14 protein-coding genes and 1 riboswitch are annotated in these 15,476 nt (G+C 69.0%); of the genes, 4 read left to right on the top strand and 10 right to left on the bottom strand.

Features of this window, described 5'->3' with window-relative positions; all coding sequences use genetic code 11:
* Window positions 1–96: 96 nt before the first annotated feature.
* From F4560_RS27520 to ald, 4 genes are all read right to left on the bottom strand, one after another.
* A complete protein-coding gene (locus tag F4560_RS27520) occupies window positions 97–969 on the bottom strand; it encodes an ABC-2 transporter permease (protein ID WP_184924623.1) in 873 nt (290 codons plus the stop codon).
* Entirely contained in the window at window positions 969–2,291 is a 1,323-nt protein-coding gene (locus tag F4560_RS27515) for an ABC transporter ATP-binding protein (RefSeq protein WP_184924621.1), read from the bottom strand. Before F4560_RS27515 ends, F4560_RS27520 begins: the two co-directional genes overlap by 1 nt.
* Window positions 2,292–2,339: 48 nt before the next feature.
* Entirely contained in the window at window positions 2,340–2,714 is a 375-nt protein-coding gene (locus tag F4560_RS27510; protein WP_184924619.1) for a hypothetical protein, read from the bottom strand.
* A 609-nt stretch (window positions 2,715–3,323) separates the two neighbouring features.
* Window positions 3,324–4,430, bottom strand: coding sequence for an alanine dehydrogenase (gene ald / locus F4560_RS27505; RefSeq protein ID WP_184924617.1), 1,107 nt, complete (start codon window positions 4,428–4,430; stop codon window positions 3,324–3,326).
* 204 nt (window positions 4,431–4,634) lie between these two features.
* Window positions 4,635–4,731: riboswitch (glycine riboswitch) on the top strand.
* A 140-nt stretch (window positions 4,732–4,871) separates the two neighbouring features.
* Here ald and gcvH point away from each other — a divergent pair.
* Both gcvH and F4560_RS27495 read left to right on the top strand, forming a co-directional pair.
* Entirely contained in the window at window positions 4,872–5,252 is a 381-nt protein-coding gene (gcvH, locus tag F4560_RS27500; protein WP_184924615.1) for a glycine cleavage system protein GcvH, read from the top strand.
* 2 nt (window positions 5,253–5,254) lie between these two features.
* Window positions 5,255–6,781: an L-serine ammonia-lyase gene (locus F4560_RS27495; protein WP_184924613.1), complete on the top strand. Its 1,527-nt coding sequence runs from the start codon at window positions 5,255–5,257 to the stop codon at window positions 6,779–6,781.
* 104 nt (window positions 6,782–6,885) lie between these two features.
* Here F4560_RS27495 and F4560_RS27490 read toward each other — a convergent pair whose 3' ends face one another.
* The 6 genes from F4560_RS27490 to F4560_RS27465 form a co-directional block, all read right to left on the bottom strand.
* Window positions 6,886–7,371 carry a glutathione peroxidase gene (locus F4560_RS27490; protein ID WP_184924611.1) on the bottom strand — a complete coding sequence of 162 codons (486 nt, stop codon included), beginning with the start codon at window positions 7,369–7,371 and terminating at the stop codon, window positions 6,886–6,888.
* A gap of 99 nt (window positions 7,372–7,470) precedes the next feature.
* On the bottom strand, window positions 7,471–9,387 hold the full coding sequence (locus F4560_RS27485; RefSeq protein ID WP_184924609.1) for an ABC1 kinase family protein: 1,917 nt from the start codon (window positions 9,385–9,387) through the stop codon (window positions 7,471–7,473).
* Window positions 9,388–9,645: 258 nt separating this feature from the next.
* Window positions 9,646–9,999 (bottom strand): SSI family serine proteinase inhibitor, encoded by a 354-nt coding sequence (locus F4560_RS27480; protein ID WP_184924607.1) that lies wholly within the window; start codon window positions 9,997–9,999, stop codon window positions 9,646–9,648.
* Window positions 10,000–10,041: 42 nt separating this feature from the next.
* Window positions 10,042–11,616, bottom strand: coding sequence for an aklavinone 12-hydroxylase RdmE (gene rdmE, locus F4560_RS27475; RefSeq protein WP_184924605.1), 1,575 nt, complete (start codon window positions 11,614–11,616; stop codon window positions 10,042–10,044).
* Window positions 11,617–11,659: 43 nt separating this feature from the next.
* The gene (locus F4560_RS27470) at window positions 11,660–12,679 is read right to left on the bottom strand and encodes a Gfo/Idh/MocA family oxidoreductase (protein WP_184924603.1); all 1,020 of its coding nucleotides are present in this window, start codon (window positions 12,677–12,679) and stop codon (window positions 11,660–11,662) included.
* A 297-nt stretch (window positions 12,680–12,976) separates the two neighbouring features.
* Window positions 12,977–13,477 (bottom strand): hypothetical protein, encoded by a 501-nt coding sequence (locus F4560_RS27465; RefSeq protein WP_184924601.1) that lies wholly within the window; start codon window positions 13,475–13,477, stop codon window positions 12,977–12,979.
* A 207-nt stretch (window positions 13,478–13,684) separates the two neighbouring features.
* Here F4560_RS27465 and F4560_RS27460 point away from each other — a divergent pair, with 207 nt between their 5' ends.
* Window positions 13,685–14,806: a sensor histidine kinase gene (locus F4560_RS27460; protein ID WP_184924599.1), complete on the top strand. Its 1,122-nt coding sequence runs from the start codon at window positions 13,685–13,687 to the stop codon at window positions 14,804–14,806.
* Window positions 14,803–15,450: a response regulator transcription factor gene (locus tag F4560_RS27455; RefSeq protein ID WP_184924596.1), complete on the top strand. Its 648-nt coding sequence runs from the start codon at window positions 14,803–14,805 to the stop codon at window positions 15,448–15,450. Before F4560_RS27460 ends, F4560_RS27455 begins: the two co-directional genes overlap by 4 nt.
* Window positions 15,451–15,476 lie beyond the last annotated feature (26 nt).

Genomic DNA, 15,476 nt, shown 5'->3' with positions numbered 1-15,476 from the left:
AGTAGGACGGACCACCGACAGCTTCGGGCCGCGAGATGTGACGAAGGCCGCCCCGGGCTTCGGGACGGCCTTCGTCAGGCGTTCAAGAACATGCGATCAGGTGATGTCCTTGCGCTGCGTGGCGGCCCAGCCGCCGACGAAGAACAGCCCCGTCCACACCAGGAAGATCAGGCCGCTCAGCCACCAGTCGAACGCGCCCAGCGCGCCCGCGAAGGCTCGTACGACCTCCACCAGCTCGTCCGGCACCACACCCGCGTTCGACAGGAACAGCGATGCCGCCACCGAGCCGGTCAGTCCGTTCACGGCGCCGTTGGGCAGGAAGCCGATGATCCCCGACAGGTCCTGCGAGGCCAGCACGAAGTGCAGGCCGTTCTCGATCAGCAGCATGTACAGGATCAGCACCACGGTGGTGCCCACGACGCTCGTCATCAGCGCGCCGACACCCACACCGAACATCGTCATCAGGATCGACGACAGGATGCCGACCGCGGCCAGCGCGAGCCAGCCGCCCGCGTCGGGCAGGTTGTTGGAGTTCGAGGTCAGGCCGATGCCGATGCTCACCGACGCCACGATCGCGACGCCGAAGATCGCGCCCCACGCGATGTAGACGACCATCTTCGCGAGCATCGCGGAGACCCTGGTCGGCGCGGTGAGGAACGTGGTGGTGATGGTCCGGCGGTTGATCTCGTTCGAGATCGCCAGCCCACCGAAGATCATCGGGAAGATCGTGGCCACGTTGATGCTGCGGGTCATCCCGAACACCGACAGCTGCCACTGCGACGGGTCGACGCCGAGCATCGTGGTGAGGTCTTCGGCCTCCGAGCTGCTCATGACGTCGCCGACGCTGGTGAAGATCGCGCCGGTGCCGAGAGACCAGCCCAGCGCCATCAGCACGGCCGGGATCATCAGGCCCCACCACAGACCGGTGGTGGTCGTCTTGCGGAACTCAGCCTTGATCAGGTCGCCCATCACGCACCGCCCCCGAGGCCGCTCTGACCGTGCTGCTGCCCGTACGGGTTGTCCTGGGGCGGCGGCTGTTGTCCCGGCTGTTGTCCCGGTGGTGGTTCATAGCCCGTCGGTGGTTCGTAGCCCTGCGCGGGCTGTTGGGCCGGCGCGGGCTGCTGGTACCCCTGCGATGGCTGCTGAGCCTGCGGGGGCTGCTGGTACTGCTGCTCGTAACCCGCCGGCGGCTGGGTGTACGGCCCCTGCGGCGGGGTCTGGTAACCCGGCTGCTGTTGGTAGCCCGGCTGCTGCTGGTACGCCTGCTGCTGGTGACCCGGCTGCTGGTGACCCTGCTGCTGGTAGCCGCCCGGACCCTGCTGCTGGTAGCCGGGCTGCTGGTAGCCCGGCGGCGGCTGCTGGGTGTACTGGTTCTGGCCGGGCGCCGCGTACTGGCCGTTGGTGAGCTGGAAGAACAGCCGTTCGAGGTCGGCCTTCTCCTCCTGGATGCCGTAGATCGACACGCCCGCCTTCAACGCGATGTCCGCGACCTGCTTGGACTCCACGCCGGTGACCGCGATCCGACCGTCCGGCAGCTGCTCGATCGCGTTGACCCCGTCCTCGCGCAGCGCCGCGACCAACCCGGCGCTGTCGGACGGCTGCACCAGGACCCGGCTCTGCTGCTGGTCGCGCAGGTTGTCCAGCGGCCCGTAGTACATCGTCTGGCCGCGGCTGATGATGACCACCTGGTCGACCGTCTGCTCGACCTCGGCCAGCAGGTGGCTGGAGATCAGCACCGTCCGCCCGCTGCGCGCGTAGGACTGGAGGAACGACCGCAGCCACGCGATGCCCTCCGGGTCCAACCCGTTGGCCGGCTCGTCCAGCACCAGGATCTGCGGGTCGCCGAGCAGCGCGGTGGCCAGGGCCAGGCGCTGCTTCATGCCCAGCGAGAAACCGCCCGCCTTGCGCGAACCCGCCGCGCCGAGGCCGACGAGCTGGAGCACCTGCTCGGCGCGCGAGTCCGGCACGCCGATCGCCGCGGCGTAGACCCGCAGGTGGTTGCGTGCCGTGCGCTTGGGGTGGAAGCCCTGAGCCTCCAGCACCGCGCCGACCACCCTCGCCGGCTGGCCGAGCTGCGCGAACGTGGTGCCGTTGATCAGCCCTCGACCCGCGCTCGGGGTCACCAGGCCGAGCAGCATTCGCAGTGTCGTGGTCTTGCCCGATCCGTTGGGGCCGAGGAATCCGGTGACCGAACCCGGTTCCACCGTGAAGCTGAGATTCTGCACCGCTGCGACCGGACCGAACTGCTTGGTCAAGTTCTGCACCACGATGCGGCCTGTGCCGTCGTGCACGCGTCCCTCCCGATTACTCCTACCGGGGGTCATCCTGCCTTAGGCGGTTCACTCGGGTAGGGCATGTCGGGGTTTCGACCCGACCGACGGGATCTCGGCCGTCGTCTCGGCGTCGTTCGGGCGGCGCAACGGGCGCAGCGGGCGGCGGCGTTCGCGGTGCGGCACGCCCTCGCCGATGAGGTGTTGGTGGGCCATGTTCCAGACCTGGCACGGCCACTTCTTGTGCCGCAGGATGCCGGGGCACGCGCCGCAGCGGCCGTCCGGATCTGGTTGGTGCACGGTCAACAGCAGGCGCCAGCCGTCGGCCAGGCGGTGGATCTCGGCCCGGGCCAGCGGCACGAGGGCGTCCGCTTCGCCGTTCTCGACCACCTCGTCCAGGTGCGCGAGCCGGCGCAGCACGGCAGCCCGCAGTGCCTCGTCCACGCGGGTCACATCCTGTCGGCGGCTTGGTCGAGCAAGTGGTGCAACCTCCGCGTTTGTGTGACAGACATCACAGCGGACTCGCCTGGTGGCGCGACCAGCAGAACCCGGTCGTCCTCGACGAGAACGGTCATCGACCGATCTCGTCCGAATGGGTCGTGGCAGTCGATCCAACCTTGGGGTTCAGCCATCTGCACTCCGATCGGGGGCGGCGCGGCAGAGCGCCGCACTGGTGGACGACCCCGCTGCGTAGCTGCGGAGTCCCATCCAGTGCATCGGTCGGCCGGTTGTCGTGACTTACCTGTTACGACGCGAATTCACTCGTTTGCTTGAGATCGCACACGGTCTGTTGCCAAGTGAGGAGGAAATGTCGGCCGGATCGGTGGGGCCGCTGGGCAGGGAACGTGGTTCCCGGCTAAGATTGGTGGCGCGGCCCGCTCCCAGTGACCCCCAGGCTGGTTGAGCGGGCCGTCTTATCGTCGAAGGGCCCCGCTCACGTGCTGTGAGCGGGGCCCTCTGCGTTGAACGGTGTCGACGGGGTTGGCGACGGTGTCGGCGGGCTTGCCGGATTGCTCGCTTTGGCGGCTTTGGCGGCTTGGTCGGTTAGAGCGGTCAGAGGTCGAGCGCGGTGTGCGGCATGTCGTGCGCCTCGGCGACCGGCAGATTGGTCAAGAGGCCTTCGTGCGCGTTAAGGCCCAGCGCCAGCGACTGGTCCGCGCGCAGCGCCGCCTGCCAGCCCCGGTCGGCCAGCGCCACGGCGTACGGCAGCGTCACGTTGGTCAGCGCGTAGGTCGACGTGCGCGGCACCGCGCCCGGCATGTTGGCGACGCAGTAGAAGACCGAGTCGTGCACCTCGTACGTCGGGTCGTCGTGCGTGGTCGGCCGCGAGTCGGCGAAGCAGCCGCCCTGGTCGATCGCGATGTCCACCAGCACCGAACCGGGTTTCATCTCGGACACCAGGTGGTTGGACACCAGCTTCGGCGCCTTCGCGCCGGGCACCAGCACCGCGCCGATCACCAGGTCGGCCTCGCGGACGGCCTGCTCGACCGAGAAGCGGTTCGACGTGACGGTGCGCAGGCGGCCCTGGTAGATCGCGTCGATGTGGCGCAGCCGGTCCACGTTCGTGTCCAGGATCTGCACGTCGGCGCCCATGCCGACGGCGATCGCGGCGGCGTTCAGGCCCGCCACGCCGCCGCCGATGACGACCACGCGCGCCGGGTGCACGCCGGGCACGCCGCCGGGCAGCACACCGCGTCCGCCGGAGGGCTTCATCAACGCGAACGCGCCCACCTGCGGCGCGAGGCGGCCCGCGACCTCGGACATCGGGGCCAGCAGCGGCAGCGCGCCGTTCGGGGTCTGCACGGTCTCGTAGGCGATGGCGGTCGTGCCGGAGTCCAGCAGCGCCTGCGTCAACGGCCGGTCGGCGGCCAGGTGCAGGTACGTGAAGAGGACCTGGCCCTTGCGCAGCTGCCGGTACTCCGCGGCGACGGGCTCCTTCACCTTGAGCACGAGGTCGCCCTCGGCCCACACGTCGTCCGCCGTGGCCAGCACCTTCGCGCCGGCGGCCAGGTACTCCTCGTCGGTGATGGCCGAACCGAGGCCCGCGCCGGCCTCGACCACCACGTCGTGACCGCGCTGTGTCAGCTCGTGGGCACCCGCCGGCGTCAGCGCGACGCGGTATTCGTGGTTCTTGATCTCGCGGGGAACGGCGATCCGCACGGTGGGCTCCTTCAGGATTTGTTACACCCAAGGTCCGGTACCGGGGTTTCGGTGTCATCGTGCCGGCGGCACTAACGGTGGGGTCACCGGTTGTGCTGCCGGAACAAACCTGGGGCCGGTTCGGTGCCGCGTTGACACCCGTCCGGGTGGGGCTTAGCGTGCGCACACCAACTGAACATCGGCCGCGGCGCGTTGTCGAGCGCCGGAACCCGCGCGGGAGAGACCTCGGTGTTCGTGCCGAGGCGCCGAAGGAGCAAGCAACCCCCGCACACTCTCAGGCAGCGAGAACCGCTCGGGTGAGGCGACTCTGGAAAGCGTGCTTCGGCGCGCACCCACGGTGCAAGCCGGGATCGGTTCGACGGTCGGCCGTCGTGCCCCGGTGAAGCTCTCAGGTCCCAGGACAGAGTGGGGATCCGAACCTCACCCAGGGAGCGCGCTGCCATGACATTTCCGGACAAACTGCTGTACACGGCCGAGCACGAGTGGGTGGACTGGGCGCCGGGTACCCAGGAGCCCGTGGCGATCGGCATCACCTCGTACGCGGCGGAGTCGTTGGGCGACATCGTGTTCGTCGAGCTGCCCGAGCCCGGCACCCACGTCAAGTCCGGCGAGGTGTGCGGCGAGTTGGAGTCGACCAAGTCGGTCAGCGACCTGTACGCGCCGGTGAGCGGCGAGGTGGTCGAGATCAACGCCGAGGCGGTGTCCGACCCGTCGTTGATCAACAACGACCCGTACGGGCGCGGGTGGCTGTTCAAGGTGGCGGTCGAGGACGCGACCGGGTTGCTGACCGCCGCGAAGTACGCGGAACTGACTGGGGACTGAGCGTGGCCATCAGTGTGTTCGACCTGTTCTCGGTCGGGATCGGACCGTCCAGTTCGCACACCGTGGGTCCGATGCGGGCGGCGGCGATGTTCGCGGCCCGGTTGGGTTCGGCCTCGGGTCAGGGGTCGGGTTCGGTGTCGGGTTCGGATTCGGGTTTGGGTTCGGGTCCGGTGTCGGATTCGGGTTCGGGTTCGGTCCAGGGGTCGGCGTCGGGTTCGGTGGCTGGTCCGGGTTCGGTCCAGGGGTCGGTGGCTGGTTCGGTGGCTGGTTCGGCCTTGGCATCGGTCGATCGGGTGCACGTGGAGTTGTTCGGGTCGCTGGGCGCGACCGGGCACGGGCACGGCAGTCCGAAGGCCGTGCTGCTCGGGTTGGAGGGGCACCGGCCGGAGGACGTCGACCCGGCGGAGGCCGAGCGGCGGGTGGAGGAGATCCGGGCGACCGGGCGGCTGCGGCTGGGTGGTGAGCGGGACATCGCGTTCACCGAGAACACCGACCTGATCATGCACCGGCGGAAGTCGTTGCCCCTGCACCCCAACGGCATGAGCTTCACCGCCCACTCGGGTGACGTCCTGGTCGATTCGGCGGTGTACTACTCGGTCGGCGGCGGGTTCGTGGTGGACGACACGGCCACCGGGACGGACCGGATCAAGTCCGACGAGACGCCGCTCGCGCACCCGTTCCTGTCGGGTGACGAGCTGTTGGCGCGGACCAGGGAGACCGGGGCGTCGATCAGCGAAGTGATGCTGGCCAACGAGTTGTCGTGGCGGAGCGAGGCTTCCGTGCGGTCGGGGCTGCTGCACATCTGGGCCGTCATGCAGGAGTGCGTCGAGCGCGGGTGCAACCAGACCGGTGTGCTGCCGGGAGGTCTGAAGGTCCGGCGGCGTGCGGCGGAGATGCGGCAGTCGTTGGAAGCCGAGCACTACGCCACCGACCCGTTGCGGGTGATGGACTGGGTGACGCTGTTCGCTTTGGCGGTCAACGAGGAGAACGCCGCAGGTGGCCGCGTGGTGACCGCGCCGACCAATGGAGCGGCCGGGATCGTGCCGGCGGTGTTGCACTACTACACGAAGTTCGTGCCGGGCGCGTCCGACGACGGGGTGGTGCGGTTCCTGTTGACGGCGGGTGCGGTCGGCGTGCTGTTCAAGGAGAACGCGTCGATCTCGGGCGCCGAGGTCGGGTGCCAGGGTGAGGTCGGCTCGGCCTGCTCGATGGCGGCGGGCGGTCTGGCCGAGGTGCTCGGTGGCACGCCGGAGCAGGTCGAGAACGCGGCCGAGATCGCCATGGAGCACAACCTGGGGCTGACGTGCGACCCGATCGGCGGGTTGGTGCAGATCCCTTGTATCGAGCGGAACGCGTTGGCGGCGATCAAGGCCATCACGGCTGCTCGGATGGCGTTGCGTGGCGATGGGTCGCACTTCGTGTCGCTGGACAAGGTCATCAAGACCATGCGTGAGACCGGCAAGGACATGAAGGTGAAGTACAAGGAGACGGCACGCGGCGGCTTGGCCGTGAACGTCATCGAGTGCTGACGTTCGTGGGCCTTGCTTGACGGGCTCCACCCTCGTGGCGTGGGGGTGGAGCCCGTCGTCGTGGTGTGGGGGGAGGGGGCGGAGGTCAGGGGAGTACGGACTCGTTAAGGGAGTACGGACTCGATCGCCTTCACTACGGTCTCGTCCTCCGGGTCGGTGGCGGGACGGAAGCGGGCGGTGATGTCGCCGGTGGGGGTGAGCAGGAACTTCTCGAAGTTCCACTGCACGTCACCGGCGGTGCCGTCGGAGTCGGCGAACGCGGTCAGCTCGGCGTACAGCGGGTGCCGTTCGGGGCCGTTGACGTCGATCTTCTCGAACAGCGGGAACGTCACGCCGTACGTGGTGGAGCAGAAGGTGGCGATCTCCTCCGCGGTGCCCGGCTCCTGCCCGGCGAACTGGTTGCACGGGAACCCGACCACCGAAAAGCCCTGCTCCGCGTACCGCTCCTGGAGTCGCTCCAGCCCCTTGTACTGCGGCGTCAAACCGCACTTGGACGCTACGTTCACCACCAGCAACGCCTTGCCCGCCAACGAACCCAGGCTCGACGGCTCGCCGGACAAGGTGTGCACGGGGATGTCGTGGATGCTCATGAGCCCGAGGCTACGTGGCGCTCCACGAGCGCGCGCAGCGCACTCATCTCTGCCGGCGACGCGGCCCGCCCCGGCGAAGTAGAGAGGAACGCATCCACGTCAACGTTGTGTGCGTGGTCGGAAGATGGTGACTACGACCCGTAGCCCGAGCAGCACGCTGATGACCAGCAGGTTGTAGCCGAGCACCTGGAACAGCGAGACGCCCGGACCGGCCACCGGACCACCGTCCGCGCCGAGCAGCAGCGCCGCCATCAGGCCCGCCGTCGCACCCAGCACGGTCAGCATCACCTGGTGCAGCAGCGACACGATGAACTGCCGGTCCCGCTCGTCCGCGAACAGCCGCATGCTCAACCCGAGCCGACCCTGCTCCAACGCGCTGGAGATCCGCTCGGCCCGCCGGGGCAGGCGCCGCAGCATCGGCAGCATCGAGTGCAGCTCCTCGGTCACCGTGCGCCGCAACGACTCAGGCGTGAGGTGCGCGCTGAACTGCTTGTCCGCGAACGCCCGCGACTCAACCACGATGTTGAACCCCGGCGACAGCGCGGCCAGCGTCCCCTCCACCGTCGCCAACGCCCGGAACACCGCCGCGATCTCCGGCGGGACGCTCAGCCCGTACCGGTAGACCAGCTTGAACAGGTCGCTGAACATCTCCACGTCCGGCCGCATCCCGGCGCCGAGGTGCCGCGCCATGAACTGGCCGAGCGCGCGCTCCAACTGGAGTTCGTCGATTTCGTCCGGTCGGGTCACCAGCTCCAATAACGCGTCCCGCAGGCCGGCCGGATCGCTGTGGTCGATCGCCAGCAGCATCTTGCCCAGCGCCGAGCGGAGCTGCGCGTCGAGTCGGCCGACCGATCCGAAGTCCAGCATCCCGAGCCGGCCATCGCGCAGGAGCATGATGTTGCCGGGGTGGGGATCGGCGTGGAACACACCGCTGACCATCACCTGGCGCAGCAGCACGTCCAGCAGCGACCGGGCCAGCGCGTCCCGGTCGGTCGACTCCAGCGGCGCGGACCGGATCGGCACGCCGTCGAGCCGTTCCATCACCAGGACGCGTGACGTGCAGAGTTCGTGGTGCACGTCCGGGAGCACGATGTCCGAGTCGGTCGAAGCCGCACGCACGGCCGCGAGGTTGCGCGCCTCGACCAGGAAGTCCAGTTCCTCGCGCAACGCGGTGGAGAACCCGGCGGCCAGGTCGCGCACGCCGATCGCCCTGCCCCACCGGGTCCTGTCGTGCAGCGTCGAGCCGAGTCGGTTCACGATGTCCAGGTCGCCCTCGGCCACCCGTCGCACGCCCGGACGCTGCACCTTCACCACCACGTCCTCGCCGGACTTCAGCCGGGCGCGGTGCACCTGGGCCACGGACGCGGCGGCCAGCGGCTGCTCGTCGAACTCGGCGAACACGTCCTCCGGCGGCTGCCCCAGCTCGGCCACCAGGAGCTCGCGCACCGCGGGCCACGGGGCGGCGGGGACGTTGTCCTGCAACAACGTCAGCTCGGCTATGACGTCCGGGGGCAGCAGGTCGGGTCGGGTGGAGAGCACCTGGCCGAGCTTGACGAACGTGACGCCGCCCTCTTCGAGCGCGAGACGCAGTGACCGCGCGAGGCGGGTGTCGGTGCGCTCCCGGCCGCGCAGGTACGGGCCCAGCCCGTGGCGGAACGCGATCGCGGTGATCCGTGAGTACCGGCGGGTCCGGCTCACGCGTCCGCGCAGCGCACGCCACCATTCGGTGGGCGGCGGGATGGACCCGGTCGGCACCACGATCTCGGCGAAGGTCAGCACGGCGATCATCAGCAAGAGCGAGATGCCGATCTGCACCGTGGTCAGCGCGGGCGTGTCCGGGGTCGGCATCGCGCTCAGCGCGACTTCGCTCAGCGACACGCCGAGCAGGCACGCGAACGTGGTGCGGACGAGGCCGACGTGCAGCCCCAGGATGCGGCGGGCGGCCATCGCCATGCCCAGCACCAGGAACAGGAACGTCAGTGGAAGGCCCACCGTGTACAGCAGGAAGTCACCCATACGTCATCCCCCAAAGCGGTTCGGGCGGAGGATAGAGCGTGCCTGCTGAGACGGTGGGCGGTTCTCGGGTTTCACGAATGTGAAGATTGTTGACGATATGGAGTTGAGTCCCTACGGTCGGCAACAGAGGTCCGAGGACCTTCGCAGGAACCCCGTGGCGGGGCCCATGACTTCGGCGGCGGTGTCGTGGGCCCCGCTACGGGTGTTTCGCGTGGTGGGTTGGGTTGGGCACGGTGTTTGGGTGTCTCGCGTGGCGTGTTAGAAGTCGAACACCGGGCCCGTTTCGGCGCGCATCACGCACGGGTTGGGGAACGTGGCCTCGAACAGGCGGGTTTCACCGCGCCACTTGCCGGACGCCCGGACGGTTACCGGGTCGTACTCCAGGGTGCAGAACGCCTGACCGGTCGACAGGCCGGTGAACTGGCCGTCCACATCGGATAGTGCGAGGCAGGCGTCGTCGGGGCTGGGGTGCCCGCCGCCGGCCGGTTGGCACGTCAACGTGGCCATGTGGACGGTTTCGCCGCGCGCCATGCTGAGGACGAACATCGACTCGGGTGCGGACGCCGCGGGGAACAAAGCGGCCAACGCCGCGAGCAGAGGGAGTGGTGCCATGCTCCTCAGCCTGGCGGCCCGGCACCACTCTCTCCAGGGAACTCACCTGATCGTGTGGTGGTGCGGGTGGGGGTGGGGTTTGGATGTGAGGGTGGCGAGGGTTGTGGCTAGTTGGTGGGTGTGATCGGTGGGCGGGTTGGTGGTGCGCCACGCGATCACTCCGTCGGGGCGGATGAGGCTCGCGCCCTCGGTGCCGATGCCGTAGCGCTTGGCCAGTTCGGCGGTCGGGTCCTGGATGTCGGGGATGTACAGGGACGGGACGTCGCCCTTCCAGGCTTCGTTGAGGGTGATCAGGGTCCAGGTGGTGAACAGGTCCACTGTGGACTTCTTCGTGCCGTCGAGTTCGATCGTGACGTGCGGTGCGCGGAAGCCCGGTCGGCCGCTGGGGTCGGCGGGGTCCTCCATCGGGGCCTGGTCGGTGTCGTCGATCAGGACGGCGTTGGATCGGCAGCGGTAGCCGAGCGTCAGGTGCAGGTGGTCGATCTCGTCCGGCACGTCGGGGCCGGCCAGGTGCGGCGCGAACCGCGGCACGTAGTTGGCGAACGATCCGTCGACCACGAGCTTCGCGTACGGGCGCCGTTCGGCTTCGTAGCTGTCCAGGAGCGCTTCGCCGGCCTCGCCCTTCACCACGGCCGCCAGCTTCCACGCCAGGTCGAAGCCGTCGCCGATCGCGGTGTTCCCGCCCAGACCGCCGGTGGGTGGTGTCACCTTCGCGGCGTCGCCGACGAGGAACACGCGGTCTGAGCGGAAGCGGTCGCTGAGCCACGCGGCCATCTCCCACGCGGTGATCTCGCGGATGTCGGGGTCGAGATCGGGTGCGTCCGTTGCGATCCGGAGCAGCTCGGCGCAGCGCTGCGGAGGGTAGTCGGCGAGCGATTCGTGAGCCGGGTCGTACTCGATGGTGAACACGTTGCGCCGCTCGGTGTTGGTGGCTGCGAACGCGCCGGTGAACGCCGGATTCCGCAGGTAGTAGAGGGTGATCTTGTCGGGGACGAGGTGCACGGCCAGGTCGGCGTCGAACACCACGCCGATGTGGTGCGCCAGAGGGCCGCGGCCTTGGCGGGCGATGCCCAGCGTCTCGCGGACGGTGCCGCGGTGGCCGTCGGCGGCTACCAGGTAGTCGGCTCTGACGGTCCACTCGTGGCCGGTCTGGCGGGTTCGCAGCGTGGCTGTCACGTGGTCCGGCTGCTGGGTGAAGGAGACCAGTTCGGTCTCGAACAGGACCTCGGCGCCCAGTTCGCGAGCTCGTCGTAAGAGGACGGGCTCGACGTGGTCCTGGCTCGCCATCCCGGGGAGTTCGGGGCTGAGGTCGGTTCCCCAGTCGTGGTCCTCGTGCACGATCGTGTGGAACACCTGGCCTTGCAGGCTCTCCGCGACCTTGATGACTACGCCGCCGCCCAGGCCGGCGGCGCCTGCCAGCACCTCGTCGGCTACGCCCACTCGGCGGAGCAGCTCCATCGTGCGGTGTGTCTGGCCGGTGGCCTTCGGGTGGGGTGAGGTGCCTCTGTGCTTGGAGATGCCCAGCACGTCGATGCCTTGCTGGGCGAGGAACAGGGTGGCGGACAAGCCGCTCAGCCCTGCTCCGACCACCAGTACTTGTGCTCGCCTGTCTTCCATGCCAAGAATCTTAGTTGCTAAGAGACTTGCCGGCAAGGTGGGTTTAGTCGGCGAGGTGGATGGTGGTGCCGGTGGTTGCTGATTTGAAGGCTGCTTCGAGGACTTCCAGGCCGGTGATCGCGTCGGTGGCGGGGACGGGGGCGTTGCCGGTGGCGATGGCTGCGTAAAAGTCCTGGTAGGAGCCTGGTTCGGTGTGTAGAGGTTCCTCGTCCAGGAGGCCCCATTGGTCTACGCGGTCCTCGCCCCAGCCTTCGCCGCCCGGCGTCTCGCCTGCCTTCAGGGCTTCTTCCTGGGGGTCCATGCCGTACTTCACGTAGGCGGACCGGTCGCCCAGGACGCGGAAGCGGGGGCCCAGCGAGGCTGTCAGGGCTGATGCCCAGAGGTGTGAGACGACGCCGGAGGGGTGGGTCAAGGCGATGAACGCGTCGTCGTGGGCTTGGGCAGTCGGGCGCAGGGTGCGGATCTCGGCGTAGACCGTGGTCGGGCGGCCGAACAGTGCGATTGATTGGTCCACGAGGTGCGTGCCCAGGTCGAACACGATGCTGCCGAGGTCGGCCGGGTCGCTGGATTCCTTCCAGCTGTCCTTGACCTGCGGTCGCCAGCGTTCGAACCGTGACTCGAAGCGGTGAACGTTGCCCAGGGCGTCCTCGCTGAGGAGTCGTGCGACGGTGCGGAAGTCGCCGTCCCAGCGGCGGTTGTGGAACGGGGCGAGGAGGAGGCCGCGTTGTGCTGCCAGTTCGGCGAGGTCGCGGGCTGCCGCGGCGGACGGGGCGAACGGCTTGTCCACGACGGCGTTGAGGCCGTGTTCCAGCGCTGTGCGGGCGTGGTCGGCGTGGAAGCGGTTGGGGGTCGTGATCACTACGAGGTCGAACTCGTCGGCACGTCGCCATACGTCGTCGGGTGACGGGATCAGTTCGGCGGTGGGGTAGCGGGATGCTGCTTCGGCTTGGCGGTCGGGGTTTGAGGTGACGATAGCGGTGAGGGTCAGGCCTGGGGTGGTGGAGATGAACGGGGCGTGGAAGGCGGCTCCGCCCAGGCCGTAGCCGAGTAGTGCTGTGCGCATGGCGGAACCCTAGGTGGGTTTGGTTGGGGTGGTCGGGTGTGGGATCGGGTGGGGTGGGTGGGTTCGGGTGGGGTGTGGGTTCGGGTGGGGTGGGGGCGGGTGGGTGGGTTCGGCCCGATTTGACACGGGGCCCTTACGGGCACCCCAGACAGGCCAAAGCCGGGCAGGCATGGCGGATAAAGCGCCCGCCAAGCCTGCCCGGCTTCGACCAGCCTATGGCACCCGAACCCATGTCAAATCGGGCCTTGGTGGGTCGGATGCGGGTCCGTTGGGGTGTGGGGTGTGGGTGTTGAAGGGCTAGTCGTCGAGGGCGGTGGCGATCCAGGGGGCTACGGGGAGGTCTCGCAGTTCGCACTCGACGGCTAGCTTCACCGTCCAGCGGAGGGCTTGGAGGACGACGGTGGCCAGTTCTTGGGGTTGTCCGTTGGCCAGTGCGATCTCGATCTGCTCGGCTGCCGCTTCCTGGTCGCCGTGCACCTCGGCCAGCAGGGTGCGGATCGCGGTGCGGACGGGTGGGTCGGCGTCGTCGATCGGCACCTCCTGCCCGTCCTCGTCGAAGACCTGCATCTTCACCGGTGTCGCGCCGCCCGAGCCGAGTGCGGCGACCATGGCGCTGCACTCGGCGAACAGCAGGAGCACCAGCTCCCGGATCTCCTCGTTGCCCTCGGGCGAACCGCTGAGGTAGCCCGTGACCAGGTCGACCGCGACAGCGTCCTCCCCGACCTTGGCAGCGGCCAGCGCCTCGCCGGCCACGGCCTGGAGCCGTGACCAGCGATCCGGATCTTGCTGCGGGTGCATTCAGCCATCTTCCAACACGGAGTAGGGGCGCACAGGTCTGCCGTTTCGCGGCTCTGCCGTATTGCCTACCTGGTGGCGTTCGCCTGCCGCAACGGCTTGTCCGGTGGGTGCGGTCTCGGGTATGGGTGGGGGCCGGCCGGGTGCTACCCGGGTATGTCAGCCCACGGTGGCATGTGCGGGCACGACCCGCGGCCTAGCATCGGGGCCGTGATCCGCACTCTCCTCCAGGTCGTGCTGCTCCGCGACCGCACGCGGGTCTTCGAGGGCTTCCGGTACCGGCACCTCGTCACCGTGGCGGTGCTGGTCTACGGCCTGGTGATCGCGATCGGGACCAGCTCGCAGTACGTCACGCTGGCCGATCCGGACGGCTGGTGGCCGCTGCTGTTCGCTCTGGTTGCCGGCAGTTTCGTGTTCCTGCTGCGCTCGACGCTCGCGGCTTGGCGGCTGGCCACGGCGGGTCTGCTGGTCACCCGGATGCTGCTGTACTCCGAGTTGCCTGTTTTCGGCGCCTTGCAGTGGTGCTGGTACCTGCCGGTGCTGCTGGCGGTCGGGATGATCCACAGCGGCCGGGTGGTGCTCGTCGTCGGCGTGCTCACGGCCGGGATGGTGGCAGGGGTCACGGGGCTGTCGTCCGACTACCTGCTGCCGCTGATCGGCTTCCTGTTCCTCGTGCTTCTTGCCGGGTACGCGGTGGGGTCGCGGGGGCGGGCTGAGCGGCGGTTCCACGAGGAGAGGGACGAGAAGGCGGCGCTGGTCGAGAGGGCGCGGATCGCTCGGGAGATGCACGACGTGGTCGCGCACCACATGTCGTTGGTGGTGGTGAGGTGTGAGACGGCGCCCTATCGGATTGAGGGTCTGTCGGAGGCTGGGGTGCGCGAGTTCGCCGAGTTGGGGGCGGCGGCACGGGCGGCGATCACCGACATGCAGCAGTTGCTGGGGGTGTTGCGGGCCGAGGACCAGCGGGTGGAGCGGGTGCCGCAGCCTGGGTTGGCCGATATCCGGGCGTTGGACGGCGGGGCGTCGGTTGATGATGTGGAGGTGCCGGAGGCGGTGGGGTTGACGGCCTACCGGATCGTGCAGGAGGCGCTGACGAACGCTGGTCGGCACGCGCCCGGGTCTACGACGTCGGTGTCCGTGGATCTGGTGGACGGGGAGTTGCGGATCGTCGTGCGGAACACTGCCGGCGGGGCGTCGCTGGGCGGCGGTGGGGGGAACGGGCTTCGGGGGATGCGGGAACGGGTGGCGGTGCACGGGGGGTCGATGTCGGCCGAGCCGACCGCGGACGGGGGGTTCGAAGTGCGTGCCGTGATTCCGGTGGTGCTGAGGTGATCCGGGTGCTGGTGGCGGACGACCAGGAGATGGTCCGGGAGGGCTTCTCCGCGCTGTTGAACGCCCAGGACGACATCACCGTGGTCGGGTCGGCGGGTGACGGTGTCGCGGCGGTCAGCGAGGTGCGTCGGCTCCGGCCGGACGTGGTGCTGATGGACGTGCGGATGCCGGAGATGGACGGGCTGACGGCGACCCGGTTGTTGGCCGGTGATCCGGTGAAGGTGCTCGTGCTGACGACGTTCGACCTGGACGACTACGTGTACGAGGCGTTGCGGGCGGGTGCGAGCGGGTTCCTGTTGAAGCACGCGCCGGCGAGTGAGCTGCTGGCGGCGGTGCGGGTGGTGGCGCGGGGGGACGCGTTGCTGGCGCCGTCGGTGACCAAGAGGCTCATCGAGGACTTCGTGAAGGCGCAGCCGGTGCGGGTGGTGAAGCCGGCGGCGTTGGGGGCGTTGACCGAGCGGGAGACCGAGGTGCTGCGGCTGATCGCGCAGGGGCTGTCGAACGGCGAGATCGCCGGGCACCTGGTGTTGGCCGAGCAGACGGTGAAGACGCACGTGAGCCGGGTCTTGATGAAGCTGGGGCTGCGTGACCGGGCGCAGGCGGTGATCGCGGCTTACGAGTCGGGGTTGGTGGTACCGGGGTAGCGGCACTCCGGGGTGACGATTTCGGG

The sequence above is a fragment of the Saccharothrix ecbatanensis genome (genome assembly GCF_014205015.1).
GTDB lineage: Bacteria > Actinomycetota > Actinomycetes > Mycobacteriales > Pseudonocardiaceae > Actinosynnema > Actinosynnema ecbatanense.
This window is presented reverse-complemented; position numbering and strand designations above follow the sequence as displayed.